Below are 20,836 nucleotides of genomic sequence, written 5' to 3'. Positions count from 1 at the left end.
ATTATCCAGCTTCTTTTTGTTGTCGAGCTTGTTGGGTGGTAAAGGTACAACCAATTGAAGCTAGAATAATGGTGCCTAGTGCTAACCATTGATTCCACAGTAGAGTCTCGCCTAAGAAAATAAAACCTGATAGTGCAGCAACTGCGGGTTCCAAGCTCATCAAAGTACCGAAGCTAAGCGGGGTTAAACTACGCAATGCGATCATTTCTAAGGTAAACGGTAAGGCACTGGCGAGTATCGCAAGCCCGATAAAATAGTACAAATTAGGCAGTTCAAACACCCGGTCGATTGCCCCTGAAAAGAGTGCAAAAGGTAGTAAACAGAGCATACCAATCGACATCCCTAAACAGACGGTATGATTACCTGAAATACCAGAAGGCTTTTGTCCAGCAATGATATACAGCGCCCAACATGCACCTGCACTGACTGCAAACAATACTCCGACCAAATCTAGTCCTTGTTGGGCTTGCTGCAAAGGGAAGAGCAACACTAAGCCTAAGATGGCGCAACCAACCCAAATAAAATCATATCTTTGCCGAGCATGATACAAGGCGACACTTAAGGGGCCGATAAATTCAAAGGCAACCGCTAGGCCGAGTGGTAAGCGTTCAAGAGATAAATAAAATAGGGCATTCATCCCAGCAAGGGCGACGCCATAAGTCAGAATGGCCTTCCAACGTACCACTTTGAAGTTGATGGTCCATATCTTAAAAATCAGCGCCAAAATAATCGCACCAAAGAACAGGCGCATAGCAGAGACGGTCAATACAGGAAAGCTTTGAAACAAAATTTTGGCTAAAGAACCACTGCCTTGCACGCACAACATGGCAATCATTAACAGCAATAAAGCATGAAGTGGTGTTTTCAGCATTGGGGTCGACATTTTATTATTTAACAGTTGGTATAATATTCACATAATAAGTCAAACGCCCATAAAAAAGCCACAGCATCAACTGTGGCTTTTTCGACATTATTCTAAATATTACTTAGAACAATACGCGAACGCGGATGGTGCCTTCAACATGGTTCAAGGTATCAAGCGCTTCTTGAGATGCAGATGCGTCAACATCCATCACCAAGTAGCCGATATCACCTTTGGTCATTAATGACTGACCAGAGATGTTGATGCCTTGTTCAGCGAACAATGTGTTGATCTTCGATAACACACCCGGAACGTTTTTGTGGATGTGAAGTAAACGGTGTTGACCATCAGAAAGTGGTAATGCGATTTCTGGGAAGTTCACCGCAGAAAGCGTCATACCTTTATCTGAGTAAGCAACGAATTTTTCAGCCACTTCTAAACCGATGTTTGCTTGCGCTTCCATGGTAGAACCACCAACGTGCGGTGTTAAGATCACGTTGTCTAAACCACGAAGTGGAGATAGGAACTCTTCACCATTGGCTTTTGGTTCTTTCGGGAATACGTCAACCGCTGCACCAGCGATGTGACCTGATTTGATCGCATCTGCTAAATCTTCGATGACCACACATGTACCACGTGCTGCGTTCAGGAAGATTGAGCCTTTTTTCATTTTCGCGAATTGTTCTTTCTTGAAGAAGTTACGCGTAGATGGAACATCTGGAACGTGTAGAGTCACGACATCCGCAGTTGCTAAAAGTTCATCTAAAGAGCCAACTTGACGTGCATTACCTAATGGCAATTTAGTTACAGCATCAAAATAGATGACTTTCATACCTAAGCTTTCTGCCAATACAGAAAGTTGTGAACCAATCGAGCCGTAACCGACGATACCCAAAGTCTTACCACGAGTTTCAAATGAACCCACCGCAGCTTTATTCCAACCGCCCGCATGGGTATCTTTCGATTTTTCAGGTACACGACGAAGCAAAAGAATTGTTTCAGCAAGAACCAATTCTGCGACCGAACGTGTATTTGAATACGGTGCATTGAAAACTGGGATACCACGAGACATTGCCGCTTTTAAATCGACTTGGTTGGTACCAATACAGAAGCAACCTACTGCGATGAGTTTGTTCGCAGCTTCAAAGATTTCTTCAGTCAATTGTGTACGAGAACGAATACCGATGAAGTGCGCGTCTTTAACCGCTTCTTTCAAAGCGTCGCCTTCAAGCGCAGTTTTGTGGTAGTCGATGTTGGTATAACCCGCTGCATTTAAGGTATCGATGGCATTTTGATGCACACCTTCTAACAGAAGGAAACGGATTTTGTCTTTAGGTAGTGATAGATGTTGGCTCATTACGGCTCCGCTACAAAGGCCAAAATTTAGTTGCAGTACTATAGCATAGAGCTTTGAGATATAAATATTTCGTTTAAAATTACCGCAGCAGAATTATTGATAATTTTTCAGTTCGAACTGAATTTTATTGGTTATACACATTTTGTTATTACAGTATCTTTATCCTAAGCTTTATCCCATGCCTGCTTCTATGTAAAATGCAGATATCTGATAGTCAAATCTGAAAACATCAGGTTTGCGCTGTTCTGCTGAGTTTCTATATGTTGAATACAGCATTTTAAGATATTGAAAAATATTGTGTTGTTATTCAAATGCTCTATCTTTACTTCTTGCTAGGCCTGTAAACGATGAATGCTTCAGTCGCTTTAACACCTGAGTTATTGACCCAATTAACGGCAATTGTGGGTGAAAACCGAATTAAAACCGATGCCGACAGTTTAGAAAATTGGGGACGAGATCACACGAAACATTTTGATCCGAACCCATCAGTCATCGTTTTCCCTTCAAGCACTGAACAAGTTCAGGCCATTGTCAAACTTGCCAACCAGTTTAATGTCGCGATTACCCCATCAGGCGGTCGTACAGGTCTTTCAGCGGGTGCTGTCGCAACCAATGGCGAGATCGTGATTAGCTTTGACAAGATGAACCAGATTCTTGAGTTTTTCCCTGCTGACCGTATGGTCCGTGTGCAAGCGGGTGTAGTGACTGAGCAGTTGCAGAATTATGCTGAAGAACAAGGCATGTATTATCCAGTAGATTTTGCTTCAGCAGGCTCAAGCCAGATTGGCGGTAACATCGGTACCAATGCCGGTGGCATTAAAGTGATCAAATACGGTATGACCCGTAACTGGGTGCTTGGTCTGACGGTGGTGACAGGTAAAGGTGATGTGCTGCGTTTAAACAAAGGTATGATTAAGAATGCCACGGGTTATTCGTTGCAACACTTGTTTATTGGTGGTGAAGGTACACTGGGCCTAGTGACAGAAGCTGAGATCAAGCTTGAGCGTCAGCCACAAAACTTACAAGTCATGGTATTGGGTGCGCCTGACTTTGAAGCAGTCATGCCTGTATTACATGCTTTCCAAAATGCAATTGATCTGACTGCGTTTGAATTCTTTGGTGAATTGGCAATGCAGAAAGTGTTAGATCGCGGTCATGTACAGCGTCCATTTGAAACGCAATGTCCATTCTATGTATTATTGGAATTTGAAGCACCGTATGAACCAATCATGGACAAGGCAATGCAGATTTTTGAGCATTGTATGGAACAAGGTTGGGTGATTGATGGTGTAATGAGCCAAAGCCTTGAACAGGTCGAAAGCTTATGGCGTTTACGCGAAGATATTTCGGAATCAATCGCGCCGTTTATTCCATACAAAAATGACATTTCAGTATTAATTACCCACGTACCTGCATTTATTCGTGAGATTGATACAATTGTTCAAGATAACTATCCTGACTTTGAAATCTGCTGGTTTGGTCATATCGGCGATGGTAACTTGCACTTAAATATTTTAAAACCTGAAAACTTGACCAAAGATGAGTTCTTTGCGAAGTGTCAGGTAGTGAATAAATATGTATTTGATACCGTGAAAAAATATGATGGTTCAATCTCTGCCGAGCACGGTGTGGGCATGACCAAGAAGCCATATTTAGAGTATTCACGTTCGCCTGAAGAAATTGAATATATGAAAGCATTGAAGTTGGCATTCGATCCGAAAGGGATTATGAATCCAGGTAAATTATTTGATCTTTAATGCTTGATTATATAAAAGAAATTCTGCTAAAAGCGTATCGAAAGATGCGCTTTTTTTATTGGGAAATAATAAATGATAGAAAAACAAACTATTTGTCAGGGATATATTTGCTTACATCGTAAAGACATTGCTGCTGACTACGTCGATTTTCATAACAAGAATAATGATTTGTATATCAGTATGATTTTGTTTATGAAAATAGAAAATTCAACCCATATGATGCGCCTATATTTGAAAGATGAAGAAAAGAAAATCTTGGATGAGTTTTTGGTCTGTGAAATTGTATTTGGACAATTTTTAGATCAAATTGTGTTGATGAAAAATTATCCGATATTGGATTTTCAAGGTAAAAGTGTAGGAACCGCTTATCTAACGGAAATCGGAGAATAACGGAGGAATCACATTACCTTCTATACGCTTTCCAACCTGTCAAAATATGATAAATCAACGGTAAAAGACAGAGCGAAAAAAAGCTGCAAATCGCAACAGCCCAGATAGGTAGATTCTGTGGATTGCCCAAAAAGAAATAAGCAAAAACGGAATAAGACAGCATCCCAAACATCGCCATGGTGCCAAGGGGGAGGGTGATTCTAAAAATTAATACATTGGCAAAGTCTTTATAAGGTTCCATGTTTCGATTCAAAGCATAGGCAATAATCATGACCAAGATATAGCCCATGATAAATAGCATAAACAGAGTAGCGGCAAACAATAACCCTGTACGCCAACTCTTCTCTTGTGCAGAACGATCACCTGCTTCATAAACCACTTGAATATGATCTCCGACGACAGGCACATCACCTGAACGGACTGAATTATCCAAGAGCAATGTTCTGTTCTGATCATCTTTGAATTGAACTTGAGCGGTGTGCATGAGTGTTTGGGTTTTATATTTACGCCCATTAGAGTCTGTACGTTCAGTGTCGACCCACTCAGAAGTATAGCTCACGATGGTTGCATCATAGCTCGGCTTGGTTACTAAACCATATACAGCTTGCGAGATCCAATAAGTAAAAGGGAAAAATAACGAACTAATGCTAAACACCACAACAAATAAATAAGCAAATTCGAACTTACTGCTGTCACGATTTTTGGCTAAACGTTTCAGCCAAAATTTCGTGAGTACAAATGACCAGACACACAAGATCGCAACGACCACCAAAAAAACCTGTCCCGCATAAGTCAGTTGCATGCATGATCCTATTTGTTATATTGAATGGAGATTGTTTTATCAATTGATAATCTTTACGAAATCAATGCGTACAGTAAAAAAGATTATTGTCTCTCGCAAGTATAAATTTTTAAATAATGAAGTTATAGCAATGAACATCCATCAAGAAATCGAAAAACTGTTTCAACAACGTCAAGACATTCCATTATTTTATATTGAAAGTGGCAGTCGCTTATGGGGCATGGCCAGTCCTGACAGTGACTATGATGTGCGTGGCTTTCATTTACCGAGTAAAGACCAATATTTTGATTATAAAAAAATATCGTGATCTGATTGAGATCATGGACGGAGACTTTGACTTTGTTTCTTATGACTTGGATAAAATGTTTGGGCTATTGGCAAAAAGTAACCCCACTGTTTTGGAATGGGTCAGAGCACATATTGTGTATTTTAATGCCTTTCCTGAATGGCAGGGTTTTCGTGATGGATTGCTAGAGCGAATCGACTATAGCGCCTTGTATCACCACTATTTATCACTGGCAAAAGGTGGGATGAAAGTGATGCAAACCGCAGATAACTTTACCTATAAGAAAGTCTTTTATTCGATTCGTGGTTTGATGTCGGCTGAGTTGGCAACCCAAGAACAGATGCCTGAATTACTGATTACCGATCTGTTTGCGCAAGTGAATGCGATTGATCCATTACGGCATTGGGCAGAGGATTATCTGGAAATTAAAAAGCAGCAGAAAGAAAAGGTACAACTGCCTGAAGCAGAACAAGCCACGATTCTTAATTTATTGGAACATAAGATCGAGCAGTTGGCGGAAAAGTCTATGCAGAAGGCAGATCGTCGTGCCAGTTTGGAAACGTATTTAACAGACTATAGCCGTCATTTAAAACAGCATTATTATCAATAATATGATTCGTTTACTCATTACCTGAGTTCGACTTAAATATTCAATATGTCGAACTTAGGTTAATGGTTTTATCTGTTAAATCCCGCTGTTTAGAATGCGGATTTTTACATCCGCAACATGCTCTTTAGTGGCTTCAAAGTGCTGCTGCATATGTGCAGTTTGCATATGCGCTGCTAAATGAGCGGTACTTTGCCATTTCTCTAGCATGATAATGCTACTGGCATCAGATGCTTGCATTTCTATCGCAGGAAGATGATCAATCAATGGTTCATAGCCATGACAGCCTTCTTCGGCAAGCACGGTTGGAATAATTTTTTCAAAGGCATCTAAAACGGCTTGGCGATGTTCCGCACCTGCATGCGTATAAATTTCAGCAATAATGGTTAACATATTATTTTCTCACTTAATGTGCTGCAAATAATTGATCTAAATGTGCTTTGTAGGCTTCAAGGTAACTTGGCACATTCGGCGCCTTGATGACATCATTCACAATAAATGTTGGTAGTGAGTCCATACCCAAGAATTGATTGGCTTTATGGAAAGGTAAATAAACACCATCCACACCAACGCCGTGGAAGAACTGCTCAGGATCGGTAAAGGCTTCCATTGGTGCATTCCAGGTCAAAGACAACATGTATTTTTTACCTTGGATTAAACCACCCGAACCATACTTTTTAGATGCATCTGAACGGCTACGACCGTCGCTGGCATAAAGTGAACCATGACCAATAGTGAAGATATCATCGATATACTTTTTCATGGTCCATGGAGCACCCATCCACCAACCTGGCATTTGATAGATCACCACATCTGCCCATAGATATTTAGCAATCTCGGCTTGAATGTCATAGTCACTGTCGGTACGCGTCACTTGTACCTGATGACCTACAGTCGATAGATGTGCTTGAGAAAACTCGGTCAGGGTGTCATTTAATTCGCCATTTGAGTGTTCAAACTGTTTGGCACCATTAATAATTAAAATATTGCTCATGGGAGGACTCAGGAATAAATCTCTAAAAATATGCACGTATTTTAGGAAATCTATTCATGAGTAAAAATGCATAAATCAGCAAAATACTATTGATAAAAAGTCAATAATTGAGTTATTCGGCTTTTGACTTTTTAGTTTTGTACCAACGGCGAAGCCCCCATAAAATCACAATCGCTACATACAGCGGCCATAGCATCACGAGCCAAATGAGAGTTTCTCTAAAGCCATATAGTCCAATTTTAATGGCCTCCCAAACTCGACTGAGTAGTGGATCACTGTCCAATGTCGCAATTCGATGGATGTTGATATCATGGGTTTTACGGACTTGTGGCTGCTGGAAGAACTCAAGTCGAATGGTGCTATAAGCCAACCGATCTTTGACTTCTAAATTGGTCAGTTGCTGTAGGTGATTGTTAACGGCATTTGATCCGCTGTTACTTTGATTGGCGGTATTCAGTTTTTCTTCGAGCAGTTTTAATTCATAACGTTTGGCTTCATAGGTCTGGGTATTAAAGTTCAGCATGAGAGGCAATAAATTATTTAAGAACGTAGTTACCTGCGCATTGGGGATACGTACTGTGAGCTGGACGGTAGGTGTGATCTTTTCATAAATATCGACACTGCCATCAATGCGGTTACGTTCAGATCGGTCACTGACTTGATAATTAATCTGTTTTTCTTCGATATAACCATTGTATTGCAATAACTGTTGTTCCAGCGTGGAGGTGGTTTTTAACACATCTTTTACTTCAAATTGCAGTTGTGCACTTTTGACCAATTGACGGTTTTGCTCTAAAGCACTTTGTTGATTGCTGACCAGTTGTTCTGGATTTTGAACGGCATTTTCTTGAACAGCAGTGCTGTCCATTGCCGCACTTTCGGTCGCGACCGCTGCATCACTGGCAGGGCCTTCTTCTTTTTTCGAGCAGCCTAAGGCAGTGCCAGTGAGGATTAGAATAATCGTTAATTTTTTTGCTAAATCTGACATATCTGCATGTCCAAAAAGTAAGAGTATTGGTGTTATAAAATCAATTTTTTTAAGCATCTGCTGTGTTTGACAGCGTGGTGATCTGCACAACAAATTTACGATAAGCCACATACATTTTGTTGCGTGCTAGCTTAGTTTTGCATAGTAGCATAAATGATTAAAATGGATGGGAAGGGTACACATGTATAAAGTTGCAATGATCTTAAGTTGCGTATTATTACTCAGTGCGTGTAATCAGCCGATTACACAATCTCAGCAGCAGGCAGCAGTGCAAAAGAGTACGGTGATGCACGCGATTTTATCGGATCAGCCCGATCTGTTTCATGAAGAAAACAATTTAAAAATAGATCAGCAATTTAATCGTGCCGAAAATCCAACTGATGCGCAGGTGACTGTTGAGCAAGCGCAATTAGATGATTCAGTCATTGCTGTCCGCACAGAATATCAACTAAAACGTGATCAGGATGTTTGGAAAGTGGTCAACAAGAAACAAAGTTACCAATGTGCCAGAGGTGATAATACGCAAAGTTTCCAATTTGAGTTATGCCCATAATCGACAATTCAATTGCAGGGTTGGAGAAAACATAAGCAAAATTGTGGATAACTTTTTGCTTATACACATCTCAATCTTTGCCTTTTAGCCTGTTTAAATTGCGGTCATTTTGAAAAAGTGCTAAAGTTGCGCGTGGCAATTTTTGCCAAAAGGTAAAACATTTACCAAGCTCACGTAATAAATCGTTTTTCTTCATACACCTTGTGAATACGGTGTTTTCACGTTTATCACATGCCTTCTCACAGCATGACATCAAAATTTAAATCTTAAACCATAAAATCTTGTGGTGATGATCCTATTTTCTATCGTTGAAAATGGGAGGCACGCCAGTTGGTTATTTTTGTGAACAAAACATGATGACGAATAATCAGAACATGACGTTAAACCGTATAACGCTCATGTTTCCTTTAGCTTTGGTGCTATTCGAATTTTCAGTTTATATTGGTAATGACTTGATTCAGCCAGCGATGCTGTCGATTACAGAACAATTTGCGGTCAGTGCAACGTGGGCACCGTCGTCAATGTCATTTTATTTGTTGGGTGGTGCCAGTGTCGCATGGCTACTTGGACCGCTTTCGGATCGTGTAGGGCGTAAGAAAGTGCTCTTGGCAGGTGTGGCATTTTTCACGCTTTGCTGTTTGCTGATTTTACTGACGCATAATATTGAACAGTTCCTGACTTTGCGTTTTCTGCAAGGTATGGGTCTCAGTGTCATTTCTGCGGTTGGTTATGCGGCCATTCAGGAAACCTTTGAAGAACGTGACGCCATTAAGGTTATGGCATTGATGGCAAATATTTCTTTGCTTGCACCGTTGTTGGGTCCTGTACTTGGTGCTTTCCTGATTGATTATGTTTCTTGGCATTGGGGCTTTGTCGCGATCGCTGTGGTGTCTTTTATCAGTTGGTTTGGCTTAAAGAAATTTATGCCCGCTACCCAAGAAAGCCGCAAACAACCAAAACAACCTTTTAGTCATATTTTTGATGATTTTAAAAAGGTATTGAGCAACCGTTGTTTCTTGGGCTTAAGCATTGCCTTACCTATGGTGGGTATGCCATTGATGCTATGGATTGCTTTATCGCCGATCATTCTGGTGGATGAGTTGAAGCTTAGCAGTGTGCAATATGGCTTGGCACAGTTTCCTGTGTTCTTTGGCCTCATTGCCGGCAATATCATCTTGATCAAAATCATTGATCGTTTCCCTTTAGGTAAAACTATCTTGTTTGGTTTACCGATTATGTTGCTAGGGACATTGTTCTTGATGCTAGGTGTGATCTGGCAGGCTTATCTAGTACCTTGTTTATTGATTGGTATGACTTTAATCAGTTTGGGCGAGGGGATTAGTTTCTCGGTGATGTACCGTTTTGCATTGATGTCTTCAGAAGTTTCCAAGGGAACAGTGGCAGCAGCCGTATCGATGTTGATGATGGTGAGTTATTTTGTCGTGATTGAATTGGTTCGTGTGCTATATACACATTTCCATATTTGGGCTTTTGCTTTAGCCAGTCTGGTCTTGATTGTATTTTGGTTTAGTTCGCCACGTCATGCCTTGAAACAACATATGCTGGCACGTCAGCAAGATGGGTTGAATTAATTTTTGGCTCGATTGACTGCTCACTTAATGTCTAAGCTGAGCAGTTTATTTTTTAACGAAACCAATTCAGTCAAAGTTTCTAGCAGTAGACTCATTTGTTTTAACAACAGTGGATGCTGTTTAGAAACCTGTTCTTGCCGATTGAATACCTCAATTTCTGTCAGTAAATGTTCCAGATGATTTTGTTGAATAGGTGCTTGTTCGACCAGACTTTGTTTGAGTAGTTGTTCAATTTTATCCAGCAGTGCGAGGAGTTTGTCATCTTCGATTTTTTCACGTTGATGTCCCAAACCTGAGACATAGCTCAATTGGCTATGACTATAAACCAGATAACGAAAGGCATATTGGATCAGTTCTTGATTCGGTTGAGGTTCAGTACTCAGACTGGAAATCATATTGGAGAGCTCGATTTGTGCATTATGTGCTGCACGCCGTGTTGTTCGATACTCCAGATCAAGTTTGCGTCCTTGATGATATTGCTGTACCACCACGCGCAGATACTCGAGCATGGCTTGATTACTTTTCTTGATATTGTTGGAAATGTTACGAAAATTCCAATCTGGCCAAATGAAATTGACCGCCAACCATGCAATCGCACAGCCAATAAAAGTGTCAATAATTCGCGGTAGAATAATACTAAAGCCTGCACCTTTTAAATTAAAAATCAATAACACCATTAAGGTGGCCATGACCGTGGCAAGTGCATATTTTTTTTGTCTTAAATAGAAAAACGAGACCCCGCAAATCACAGTCAATACCAGTTGCCCCTCGATACTCGGGACAAAATACAGAATTGGAATCCCTAACAACACACCGAGCAGAGTGCCGATCGTTCTGAGTTTGAGACGGCTCTTGGTAGCAAAGTAGGTAATCTGACAGACAAATAAACTGGTGAGTAAAATCCAATAGCCATTTTGGGCAAAGGGCAACAAGGAAATGGCATATCCAATGGCAAAAATCACCGCCAAACGAACAGCATGACGAAACAATGCAGACTGAGGGCTGAGCTGTTGTTTAATTTTTAAAATCAGATCCTGTATGCCCTGAATATCATCATCCAGCAAATTGAGGTGGTCTTGATGTTGCTGCGGTGAAAGCTGTTCTATATTTTGGTTGAGTTGTAGTTGAGCAAATTGCTCATGTACACTTTTTAAATTATTGAATATCAATTCCAGATTTTTAACTTCAAGATTATTGGGATGTTGTTGCACCCAGTCATGCATCGAAGACTCTAGATTCTCTAGTGCTTTACTCGCAGATTCACGGGGCTGATAGACCTGATGATGTAAGATCGCTCGGCTTAAATCATGACATGCCACGGCTTGTAGCTGCATATTTTTTTGAATACGGAAAATTAAATCACTGCGACTAAAATTTTGATGAATTTTTTCATAATGCAGATAACTAGATGAGACTTGCTCATGCATGTCTTGGGCAAAATAATACAAGTTCAGCCAATAAATACTGGTGTTGTTAATGCGAGAAGCTTTTAAGCGAGTCAGTAAGGAGTTTTTGGCTTGATTCAGACTACTGACCACTTGGCTATTTTTTTGAGAAAGTTCGAATAGAAGTGTTTCGACATTATCAATATTATCTGGGTCGAATAAACGTGATTTGGCTTGTAGTAATTCAGCAATATCCTGAAAAATAGTTGAGATCTTTTCTTGTAAAGGCAAGGTTGGTCGAATAACAAAAAATAAGATCGAAGTCAGCCCATACCACAAGGCTCCCAATACAAAATAACTCGGTTGCTGATACCAATCTGGATATTCGCCTAGACCGAACATGGTATAGATCGAAAGTAAAATCGTCCCAAAGGAAATGCTTGCATAACGTTGCCCCAATGCGCCCAAAAGAACCAATGCCGCACTGGAAAGGCTGAGATAGACAATGAACCAAAATTTATAGGGGGCGAGAAACTCTAAAATAGTACTGACCGTAAAAAATAGCACGCAGACATAAATCAGATTACGTAAACGGATACTGAGACGATCATCAAAATCAGTCAGTGCCGCAGCAATTGCGCCTAAAGTCACAGGCACGATTAACTGCCCGAGACCCAGTTGATGTAAACCGAATGTTGTACCACAAAGCACAATCAGGATTTGCAGGCAATAAAGAACAATCGAGTTGGAGCGAAAGCGATTGAACAGGAGGGATAAATTTTTCACAATTCTTATTCTTTGAAATGTTCTGGGTTCATCATACAAATAAATTTCCCAAAGGAAAGCATTGTTAGCCAACAAGCGGCACTGTTTTTTAGCATAAATATTTGCATGATCTTTCAAATACTTGATTTTTCAAATAAGAGATAAGATGCAAAATTCATGCTCAATTGTATTTTGTTATGACGTGATTAAAGAACATATGGAAAATGACTAAACGCAGAGCAACTGTGGATAACTTGAGAGATACCCACAGTATTCAAATTACTTAATTACACCGCAAGCGATACGATCACCACCACCACCTAAAGGTTTTGGTGTATCTGAATAGTTGTCACCACCCACGTGAATCATGATGGCACGATTTTGAATATCAGCTAGCTTTAAACGTGGTGCAATTACAGGGGTGGTCGCAAAACCTTTATCATTGACCACCAACACGGGAAGGTCACCTAAATGTCCAGTTTCTGGTGTACCATGATGGGCAACCTTCTCGGGATTTAAATGGCTACCTGCCGCCAGTGCTGCCCCCATTTTTCCATCTTTTAAAGCAGCTTCACAGGATGGATTTTCATGGATATGGAAGCCATGTTCACCTGGAGAAAGTTTCCAAAGTGCAGGAGTGATTAATAAACCTTTTGGTGTTTGTTGAAAAGCAACAGTTCCAATTGAAGCACCAATGCCTTTGGCATCAACTTGATACACTTGGATTAGCTGTTTTTGAGCAGCCGTAGTGGCCTGCGTTTGAATTTTTGCAGCATTGTTATCTAAAGTAACTGATGAGCAGGCTGCAATACTTAAACTTAAACAGCCCAACAGAGACATTTTTTGAAGCATCAAAGTCATTGCGAAGATATCCTTATAAATTATCTTTATTTGATGATTCAAACAAAGTAAGTGATATCTCGCAAGCAACATTAATTAATTCATGACAAAAAATTAAACAAAATAAACCTATTTACTCTCGGGAGGAGCTTCCAGAGCCGCAACAGGCTCATCGACATTTTCATGCAGCCATTCACGCCAGATCGCCAATAAGATAGCTAAAATCACTGGACCAATAAACAGGCCAACCAAACCAAAGCTGGCGATACCCCCTAATACCCCAAACATAATCAAAATGAATGGAATTTGGGTCGCGCCTGAAATCACCAGTGGTCGAATGACATTATCTGAGCTGCTCACGATGAGTACACCCCAAACGACAACACCAATGGCTTCCATGGTCTGACCTTGAGCAAATAACCACAAGCCTACCCCAAGATATGAAACAGGTGTTCCAAAAGGGATCAGCGCCAAGATAAAGGTGACCATGGTCAACAGCATTGGATTTGGTACGCCTGCAACAAAATAGCTGAGGCCCGCTAATAGGGCTTGTGCAACCGCGGTTAAACCGACCCCATAAACTACAGCACGTGTTGTTTCAGAGATGGTATCCAGATAATGATGCACGCGTGGACCAATCACCATTTCCAAGGCACGGCTGACTTGTGCCAAGATCATTTGCCCGTCACGGTAGAAGAAGAACAAAGTCATCAGTGCAAATGTGAGTTTGACCAAGTTACGGCTAATCTCACTTAACACAAAACGACCATAACTCAGATGGCTTTGAATCCATTCGGCAATATTTTTGGTAATACTGTTGGGATCACTACTTAGTTCATTGACAGTACGACTGATGTCTTTGCCAATAATTGGTAGATTTTTGATAAATTCAGGAACTTGAACATGACCTGAAAACAGTTGTCGCTGTAAATTAAAATATAAATTACGACCTTCAAGTTGTAACATGAAGATTGCACAGATAAATGGCACACCAATCACGATAATGACCAAGCTAATCATCAGTGTGGCATTGAGTGTAGGTCTATTTTCACCAAAGAAACGACGCTGTACCCATAGATATAAGGGCCAAGTCATATAGGCAATAATTGCGGCCCAAAGAACAGGGACAATAAAGTATTTGAGAATACTAAATCCCAAAAAGAGCAGGACAAAGAACAGCCCAAACAGCAAAACGCGTTGTAATATGGGAGCGTATTGTTGCACGATAGTATTTCTCAAGTGCTAGAAATTGAATAAAACCATCTTAACTGAAAAAGTAGGCGAGGGAAATTTTCATTTCCCAGTTTTAAGATTTGATATCAAAAGATTACGTTTCTTTGCAAAGCCTTAGAACCACTCGCTTGGATCATCGACCAATTGATTTAATACCGGCTGCCATTGGCTTTGGATACTAACAAAGTTTTTCTGGGTTTTATCAAAAACACTGAGCCCTTGCATTGCCAATGTACCGTAGGCACTACGTTCGGAAATCCATGCCACAGGATCTTGTTCAATCTTACCAAAGAAGTCCTGAATATCTTTAGAGCTGGCACTGTTTGGTTTGACTCGATTAGCAATTAGTAGGATTTGCACTTTGCCTTTACGAATACGCTTAATGTCTTGTAAATGTTTTAAGAAGCGACGAGTACTGTCGATATCAAAGAAAGAGGGCTGTAATGGAGTCACAATCGCATGTGCTTCACTGATCAGTTGCTCTGCATGTTCACCTGAAAGTGCACCAGGCGCATCGATAATTAAATAATCTAAATTCTTTGGCGCTTCACCGATTGATTTTTCATGTCGCCAATCCAGACTTTGAATACCTGTGACTGTTTCAGGACGTTGCTTTAACCATTGCAAAGACGATTTTTGGTTGTCAGCATCTGCCAGCGCGACCTTATAGCCTTTTTGTGATAATGCGGCAGCGAGTGTGATAGCTGTCATGGTCTTGCCACAGCCACCTTTTTGATTTGCGATTAATATTGTCTTCATGAAATTAGATTTATTTAACTATGCACTCATATTCATTCATACCTTAGCATCTTTTTGCGTCGAGTGTGTTACACATGACAAAAGTTTAATGTTGCAGTTAAATAGCGGCAGCAAAGAAAAGGAAGGTTGATATGTCGGTTTGGCTTGCAATGCTGATTGGTGGCTGTATTGGTGTCGTCATCACCACGATTATTTTATCCAGCACACGTAATGGTCGGATTCAGGCAGAGTATGAAAAATATATCGCTGAACTAGAGTTAGAACATAAGCAGGCTTTGCTTGATGCGCAGAAACGTAGTGTCAATACCAGCCGTGCAGTATTAAAAGGAAAAATGGCAGAGCAGTTTGCACCGATTCTGCCAGAGTTTCGTTATTTACCTAGCGATGCTAAGTTTCTGGGTGATCCTGTCGACTACGTTATTTTTGATGGTTATACCGACTTTCGCGATGGTGATGGCACAGCCGAAGATATTGAAGTGATTTTGCTCGATATTAAAAGTGGTGGCGCACGTTTAAGTAAAGGACAGCAGGCCATTGCTCAAGCGGTAACAGAAGGGCGTATCCGTTTTGAAACTTTACGAATTGATTTTGATGCTCAATGAGCAATATCTAATTTTTGCACACGTGCCAACAGCATGGTCTGTGCAAGCATCGGAATACCTTCTGCATCAAAATATTCTTTTTCGATGAATTTAAATTTGGCTTGTAAGAGCTGGCGTTCAATATCTCGGTTCAGATGACAACCATCGGCAATGCGTTTTTGAATCGGGGTCAGCAGCGTTTGCAATGATTGTATTTTTGTCGAGTTTGGATGTCTGACATGCTCGACCAGATGGAAGGTTCCAGTTGGCTTCAGTACCCGATGTATTTCAGCCAGTGCTTGGTCTAAGTGCGCAATACTGCATAAGGTCCATGTTGAAACAATGTGATCTAGAGAGGCATCCGCAAAGGGGAGTTTTTCTGCACTCGATTGTACGTGTTTCACGTAAAAGGGAGCATGTTGCACACGATCAACCGCCAGTTGATAAATATCTGAATTGGGCTCTAAGGCGTACACTGAATCCACATTGCCATAAAACGGAATATTTAGCCCTGTACCAAAACCGATTTCGAGAACTTCACCTTCAATCGGCAGCAGTAATTCACGACGTCGATCCATCAAGCTGGCAGTTTGCATGACCTGATTGAGTAAATGAGGAAAGATATGACGTTGGTAAAATTGGTAAATCATAGAATTCCATTTATTGATTCAGAGAAGGACGGTATGGCAGGGCACCACAAAAATATGACTAAAGTGAGCTGGATTGTTACCAAATAAAGCACTTTTTTTCACCATCTAAGCATACTATGAAGAGAAAGGTATTTCTAAGTTTTTCATTATTTTTGAGGATGATTGAGCCATGAAGAAACGTCTATGGATGAGTTTATGCATGGTGGCTGCAATTGGGCAAACACATGCATCGGCTAGTGGAGATGAATATAATATTGCCAATGGTTTATCGCCAGTTGTGAAGTATCAATCGATTTCAGTCCTTAAGCCTTTTGATGGCAACTTCCGTATTCTCGGATCAAAAGTCTACCATGATGATGAACAAGCTAAGTTTTCTCCGATTGACTATGCTGTCAGTTTAGGTCTTTTTGCTGAACCTGAGATTGCACGGACGATTGATGTTCGCCAGTATGACCGTTATCTGAATTGGAAAATGACCAAATTACCTGTGCCACCAGATCAAGCGATTAAAATGGTGTCCAACATGCACATTATTCCTGCCAATCCTGAAATTGCAAAGCAAATCAAGCAGGTGAAGCGTGGAGATTTGGTGCAGTTAAAAGGTGAACTGGTTGAGATTCGTGACAAGGATCTGGTTTGGAAATCTTCGCTGACCCCAGGTGGTGTTGGCGATGGTGCCTGTGAATTATTTCGTGTGAGTTCGATTCAGTGGATTGAGAAACAGAATATTTAATGGAATACCGTATCTAAATACAAAAGAGGGTAAGAAACCCTCTTTTTTTATAGCTGTGAATTATTCAGCCTGCATTTTGGTTTCAGGTGCTTGTGCACTTTTCCAGTGATGTAACTGGCTTTGTGCATGCAAATATTCACTCAGATGATTCACTTGTTTATTGGCATCCGTTTGCGTCTGAGTCGATGCATTTCCTTGATCTAAAACTTTGGCTTGCTGTTCCCAATAATCGTAGAGCAAGCCCTGAATATAACGCCCTTGTTCCGTTTTTAACTCCAAATCTTTGAGCATGGCAAGTGCAGATTTCACATTATCCTTTTGACGTTGCTGTTCAAATTCAGGCGTTAACGTATTGGCTTCTTTCATTTTGGCCAATTCAATTTCCATACTATCGCTCATGTCGGTAAAGCGCTTGTCATAATCTTCTAAAATCGCAATATCATGACCATCATCAGCTGTGGCAGGGAACTGCTTGATTGGTGTTTGATTGAGCTGGCCAATCGCGTCATTGCTAGAAGAACTACTTTGCTGCTCTTTATTGGCAGAAGGTTCTTTGTCTTTATTACATGCACTGAGCATCAGCGCTGAACTGAGTACACAGGTAATGGCAAATGTGATTTTAAGATTAGGCATAGCTCAACTCGTTCAAGATTAATTTGATATTTTCTGGAAATGGTAGGCAAAAGTGGTATAGGGGAAGCTAATCTGATCTTGCGCAGTTAAGCCCGTAAAATCAAATACAATTTTTTCAAACTTTGCTTTTAACTGTTGTTGCTCTGCTGATGGCATCGCGGCGATAAAACTGGTGGACAGCAAGCGTTTACTCACCACTTGTTCGACGCTGCCTTGATGAGCTTGCTGAAAGGTTTGTAATCCTTCCAATTTAAATAAGCTTTGCTCCTCAAACACCTGTTTCCATTGTTCACTATGATAACGCGGTGTATCTCCTTCTAAAGGTGCAATTTCATCGGCTAGTGCTTTAACCCAATCGATATTGGTATCCCGTTGATTCCAGATCAGCCCTAAATGACCTGATGGCTTGAGTACGCGATGCATTTCACTGAGCGTTTCGATATTGGAAAACCAGTGGAACGATTGAGCACAGAGAATGGCATCAATTGATGCATCTTTTAAGGGAAGTTGTGTGCTGGATGCTTGTAAACATTCAACAGAGGGATAAGTCTGCTGTAGTTGTTGCAACATTTCAGTAACAGGCTCGACTGCGATCACTTTTGCCTGTGTTTGAATCAGGTAAGGTAAGAATTTGCCAGTCCCTGCACCGAGGTCAATAACAGTGGAACTTTCACCTATTTGGAGTCGATCTTGCAGCCAAACCGCTATTTCTTGCGGGTAACTAGGGCGAACCTGTTGGTAGAGTTCAGCCCCTAAACTAAAGCCTTTCTGTGCAGTAGGATGTAAGGATTGTGTCATTTTTTGCGCTTTTTAATCTGTCTTATCTCTATAAAATAAGATACTCCGCAATTATGGTTTGGCAAAGCCACCATTTGGTGACTTTTTGCTACAGGCCTAGGATCAACTTTTCAGTGTGAGCATGGATAAGCAAATAATATTTGAAGATGAGCATATTCGCGTTATTTTTTTAAAAGGTTCAAGTGACACTTTAGTGATTTCGTTTGGCGATTTGATTAGTCGCGCTAAAGGCATGTCAATCAATGCTGAAAAATCGTTAATAAAATATCAATACAATGTGATCGGTATAATGCCGAAACAGAAATCATGGTTTCCTAAAAGCAGCATGATCTTGATGCAGCAGCAGATTCAGCCAATTTTAGAACAATTCAAAGGGATTGTTGGCTATGGTGGCTCTATGGGGGGCTACGCTGCGATCAAATATTCAAATTTATTGAATATGCAGAAAATTGTGGCTTTTGTACCTCAGTATTCAATTGATCCTGATGTGGTACAGGATCGCCGTTATGCTGAATTTTTTGATGCATCTATCCATCAAGACATGCAGATTCAGGCAGATGAAGTCGATTCATCGCGTGAGTACATCATTGTCTATGATCCGTACTATGCGGAAGATAAAGAGCATTTCTTAAAGATCCAGCCTTTATTGCCTAAAATGCACGTCATTCATTTGCCATTTACGGGTCATGAAGCACTGTCTGTTTTAGCAAGTTCCCAGCTGTTGAATGATTTTGTGGTTGAGCCATTTGAAATCACTTATTTCTATAAGCGGGTTCGAGAGGTTAAAAAGCAAAGCAAGTTCTATTATCGCCATGTGTTGGATGCTTTATTACCTCGGCATAATCAGGCTTTGCTCAAAATTCTGGAACAGAACGAGATCGCCTTAGATGAGCGTTATTTTGATGCTGTTCTCAAACAGAAACTGGTACAGCAACTGTTTAATTTAAAGCAGGGTACGGAGCAAAATTTACATAAGCTTGGGGTACATCTGCACTTTGTTCAACATGCAGCAGCATTGCCAGCCAATGTGGTGACAGCACAAAATCACTTTGTGGTATTTAATTTAGCCAGCTTGAAACTGGAAAGTTATACGGCGGAAATCATTGCAGCAAACCAAGCGTATTTATTGCCCTTAAATCTCACGGCAAATGCGTTGGTCAAACTAACATTGAATGACGAATATTATTTTCTCAGCATGAATGATCGTGGGATTCATAAATTGGTCAAAGATGGGGATCCCTTTGCACTTGATCAATCCCCACTGGTGTTTAAACACTATGCCGATTTTTATAGTCTGAGCTATAAGCAACTGACTTTAAGCTGTGATGCATCTGGTTTTACCCAATTTATTGAGAACAACGCAGACGAGCAGACCAAGCTACAACTCTGCTGAATCTTGCAATCACACTAAAAAAAGCCCTTTGAGTGTTCAAAGGGCTTTTTTTATATTTTATAGAACGTTAATTCGCACCAATTTTGGTATTGGTATTGACGTTTGCATTCACGACGACTGAGCGAAATTATACATACGCTTTGTGTGAATGTAGTCTTGGGATGATCAATTTTAAAATAAAAACTTAAGCTTTTGTTTTATTTAAGTTAATTGAATCATTTCGATCAAGTTATAATTTAGTTTTATAAACATAAAAAATTAGAATATCTTAACAGTGTTAAGTTGATTGGAAAAAGATTAAACTCATTCTACGGTACTGTTTGGTATTGTTATAAAAAATGATTGCGTTTTCATGGTGACTTTTTGAAGTATATCTTGCAAGTATTCATTGCTTTTTCAATTATTTAGGCAAATAAAAAACAGTACTGCATTGTTTAAGTATGGGATGGAAATCGTACTTTATTAAAAATATATGTGAAATATAAAGTGAATATTAAAACTTATTCACATGGCTTTATAGAAAAAGAAATGTGAACCACGCTGTGATCAATAAATAGAGAAAGGGAGAATATGAATGAAACAAGTCGCAGCATTTTTAATTGTACTGATTGCACTAGGTTTAGTGGTTTTCTATCTGAAGCCATCACAGCAGACACCTGTAAAAGATGATGCAGGAAACGCTCAGATTAATTCTAAGCATTCAGACATCTTTCCAATCACGTCACATAAAGAGGAGACTGTAACAACAGAACAGACAAATTCGCATAAGTTGAACGAATTTAAGAGCACACAAGAAGATCCTCAATTTTATGATACGAAGAGCGATCCTTCGATACAACCAATCGATCCTGAAAATGATCCAGCCAATTAAATCCAAA

21 protein-coding genes and 1 pseudogene are annotated in these 20,836 nt (G+C 40.2%); 9 read left to right on the top strand and 13 right to left on the bottom strand.

Annotated elements, in window-relative coordinates:
- Nucleotide 1: 1 nt before the first annotated feature.
- Both F909_RS14270 and serA read right to left on the bottom strand, forming a co-directional pair.
- Nucleotides 2-883 (bottom strand): EamA family transporter, encoded by an 882-nt coding sequence (locus F909_RS14270; protein ID WP_032877702.1) that lies wholly within the window; start codon nucleotides 881-883, stop codon nucleotides 2-4.
- Between the two features lie 103 nt (nucleotides 884-986).
- The gene (gene serA / locus F909_RS14275) at nucleotides 987-2,219 is read right to left on the bottom strand and encodes a phosphoglycerate dehydrogenase (RefSeq protein ID WP_004803998.1); all 1,233 of its coding nucleotides are present in this window, start codon (nucleotides 2,217-2,219) and stop codon (nucleotides 987-989) included.
- A gap of 347 nt (nucleotides 2,220-2,566) precedes the next feature.
- On the opposite strand from serA, the gene F909_RS14280 reads away from it, so the two are divergent.
- Nucleotides 2,567-3,976 (top strand): FAD-binding oxidoreductase, encoded by a 1,410-nt coding sequence (locus tag F909_RS14280; RefSeq protein ID WP_005147274.1) that lies wholly within the window; start codon nucleotides 2,567-2,569, stop codon nucleotides 3,974-3,976.
- A gap of 72 nt (nucleotides 3,977-4,048) precedes the next feature.
- A complete protein-coding gene (locus F909_RS14285; protein ID WP_005147273.1) occupies nucleotides 4,049-4,366 on the top strand; it encodes a hypothetical protein in 318 nt (105 codons plus the stop codon).
- Between the two features lie 13 nt (nucleotides 4,367-4,379).
- Here F909_RS14285 and F909_RS14290 read toward each other — a convergent pair whose 3' ends face one another.
- Entirely contained in the window at nucleotides 4,380-5,168 is a 789-nt protein-coding gene (locus tag F909_RS14290; RefSeq protein ID WP_005147271.1) for a hypothetical protein, read from the bottom strand.
- 130 nt (nucleotides 5,169-5,298) lie between these two features.
- Between F909_RS14290 and F909_RS0120180 the strand changes: the two are divergent.
- Nucleotides 5,299-6,064: pseudogene (locus F909_RS0120180) on the top strand (DNA polymerase beta superfamily protein).
- Between the two features lie 75 nt (nucleotides 6,065-6,139).
- Here F909_RS0120180 and F909_RS14295 read toward each other — a convergent pair.
- From F909_RS14295 to F909_RS14305, 3 genes are all read right to left on the bottom strand, one after another.
- Complete coding sequence (locus tag F909_RS14295) at nucleotides 6,140-6,454, bottom strand: putative quinol monooxygenase (RefSeq protein WP_005147264.1); 315 nt, start codon at nucleotides 6,452-6,454, stop codon at nucleotides 6,140-6,142.
- 13 nt (nucleotides 6,455-6,467) lie between these two features.
- On the bottom strand, nucleotides 6,468-7,055 hold the full coding sequence (locus F909_RS14300) for an NAD(P)H-dependent oxidoreductase (RefSeq protein ID WP_005147262.1): 588 nt from the start codon (nucleotides 7,053-7,055) through the stop codon (nucleotides 6,468-6,470).
- A gap of 112 nt (nucleotides 7,056-7,167) precedes the next feature.
- Nucleotides 7,168-8,043 (bottom strand): DUF4349 domain-containing protein, encoded by an 876-nt coding sequence (locus tag F909_RS14305; RefSeq protein ID WP_005147260.1) that lies wholly within the window; start codon nucleotides 8,041-8,043, stop codon nucleotides 7,168-7,170.
- Nucleotides 8,044-8,224: 181 nt separating this feature from the next.
- Here F909_RS14305 and F909_RS14310 point away from each other — a divergent pair, with 181 nt between their 5' ends.
- A complete protein-coding gene (locus F909_RS14310; protein WP_005147254.1) occupies nucleotides 8,225-8,596 on the top strand; it encodes a hypothetical protein in 372 nt (123 codons plus the stop codon).
- A gap of 356 nt (nucleotides 8,597-8,952) precedes the next feature.
- Nucleotides 8,953-10,188, top strand: coding sequence for a chloramphenicol efflux MFS transporter CraA (locus F909_RS14315; protein ID WP_416202064.1), 1,236 nt, complete (start codon nucleotides 8,953-8,955; stop codon nucleotides 10,186-10,188).
- A 20-nt stretch (nucleotides 10,189-10,208) separates the two neighbouring features.
- Here F909_RS14315 and yccS read toward each other — a convergent pair whose 3' ends face one another.
- The 4 genes from yccS to F909_RS14335 form a co-directional block, all read right to left on the bottom strand.
- Nucleotides 10,209-12,359: a YccS family putative transporter gene (gene yccS / locus F909_RS14320; protein WP_032877772.1), complete on the bottom strand. Its 2,151-nt coding sequence runs from the start codon at nucleotides 12,357-12,359 to the stop codon at nucleotides 10,209-10,211.
- A gap of 258 nt (nucleotides 12,360-12,617) precedes the next feature.
- Complete coding sequence (gene sodC / locus F909_RS14325; protein WP_005147247.1) at nucleotides 12,618-13,199, bottom strand: superoxide dismutase family protein; 582 nt, start codon at nucleotides 13,197-13,199, stop codon at nucleotides 12,618-12,620.
- A 108-nt stretch (nucleotides 13,200-13,307) separates the two neighbouring features.
- A complete protein-coding gene (locus tag F909_RS14330; protein ID WP_005147245.1) occupies nucleotides 13,308-14,402 on the bottom strand; it encodes an AI-2E family transporter in 1,095 nt (364 codons plus the stop codon).
- 123 nt (nucleotides 14,403-14,525) lie between these two features.
- Nucleotides 14,526-15,170: a ParA family protein gene (locus tag F909_RS14335; protein ID WP_005147243.1), complete on the bottom strand. Its 645-nt coding sequence runs from the start codon at nucleotides 15,168-15,170 to the stop codon at nucleotides 14,526-14,528.
- 131 nt (nucleotides 15,171-15,301) lie between these two features.
- Here F909_RS14335 and F909_RS14340 point away from each other — a divergent pair, with 131 nt between their 5' ends.
- On the top strand, nucleotides 15,302-15,772 hold the full coding sequence (locus F909_RS14340) for a Holliday junction resolvase-like protein (RefSeq protein ID WP_005147241.1): 471 nt from the start codon (nucleotides 15,302-15,304) through the stop codon (nucleotides 15,770-15,772).
- Here F909_RS14340 and F909_RS14345 read toward each other — a convergent pair.
- Complete coding sequence (locus F909_RS14345) at nucleotides 15,766-16,401, bottom strand: class I SAM-dependent methyltransferase (protein ID WP_005147239.1); 636 nt, start codon at nucleotides 16,399-16,401, stop codon at nucleotides 15,766-15,768. The genes F909_RS14340 and F909_RS14345 overlap by 7 nt on opposite strands.
- A 169-nt stretch (nucleotides 16,402-16,570) precedes the next feature.
- On the opposite strand from F909_RS14345, the gene F909_RS14350 reads away from it, so the two are divergent.
- On the top strand, nucleotides 16,571-17,134 hold the full coding sequence (locus F909_RS14350; protein ID WP_005147237.1) for a hypothetical protein: 564 nt from the start codon (nucleotides 16,571-16,573) through the stop codon (nucleotides 17,132-17,134).
- Between the two features lie 60 nt (nucleotides 17,135-17,194).
- Here the strand turns inward: F909_RS14350 and F909_RS14355 are convergent, their stop codons facing one another.
- The gene (locus tag F909_RS14355; protein WP_005147235.1) at nucleotides 17,195-17,767 is read right to left on the bottom strand and encodes a hypothetical protein; all 573 of its coding nucleotides are present in this window, start codon (nucleotides 17,765-17,767) and stop codon (nucleotides 17,195-17,197) included.
- 18 nt (nucleotides 17,768-17,785) lie between these two features.
- A complete protein-coding gene (locus F909_RS14360) occupies nucleotides 17,786-18,565 on the bottom strand; it encodes a class I SAM-dependent methyltransferase (RefSeq protein ID WP_005147234.1) in 780 nt (259 codons plus the stop codon).
- Nucleotides 18,566-18,686: 121 nt separating this feature from the next.
- Here F909_RS14360 and F909_RS14365 point away from each other — a divergent pair, with 121 nt between their 5' ends.
- Nucleotides 18,687-19,958, top strand: coding sequence for a hypothetical protein (locus F909_RS14365; RefSeq protein ID WP_005147233.1), 1,272 nt, complete (start codon nucleotides 18,687-18,689; stop codon nucleotides 19,956-19,958).
- A 574-nt stretch (nucleotides 19,959-20,532) separates the two neighbouring features.
- Nucleotides 20,533-20,829, top strand: coding sequence for a hypothetical protein (locus tag F909_RS14370; protein WP_005147232.1), 297 nt, complete (start codon nucleotides 20,533-20,535; stop codon nucleotides 20,827-20,829).
- Nucleotides 20,830-20,836: the final 7 nt, after the last annotated feature.

The organism is Acinetobacter sp. ANC 3929 (assembly GCF_000369405.1).
Lineage (GTDB): Bacteria > Pseudomonadota > Gammaproteobacteria > Pseudomonadales > Moraxellaceae > Acinetobacter.
Note: the sequence above shows the minus strand (reverse complement) of the source record. Positions and strands in the feature narration are given on the sequence as shown.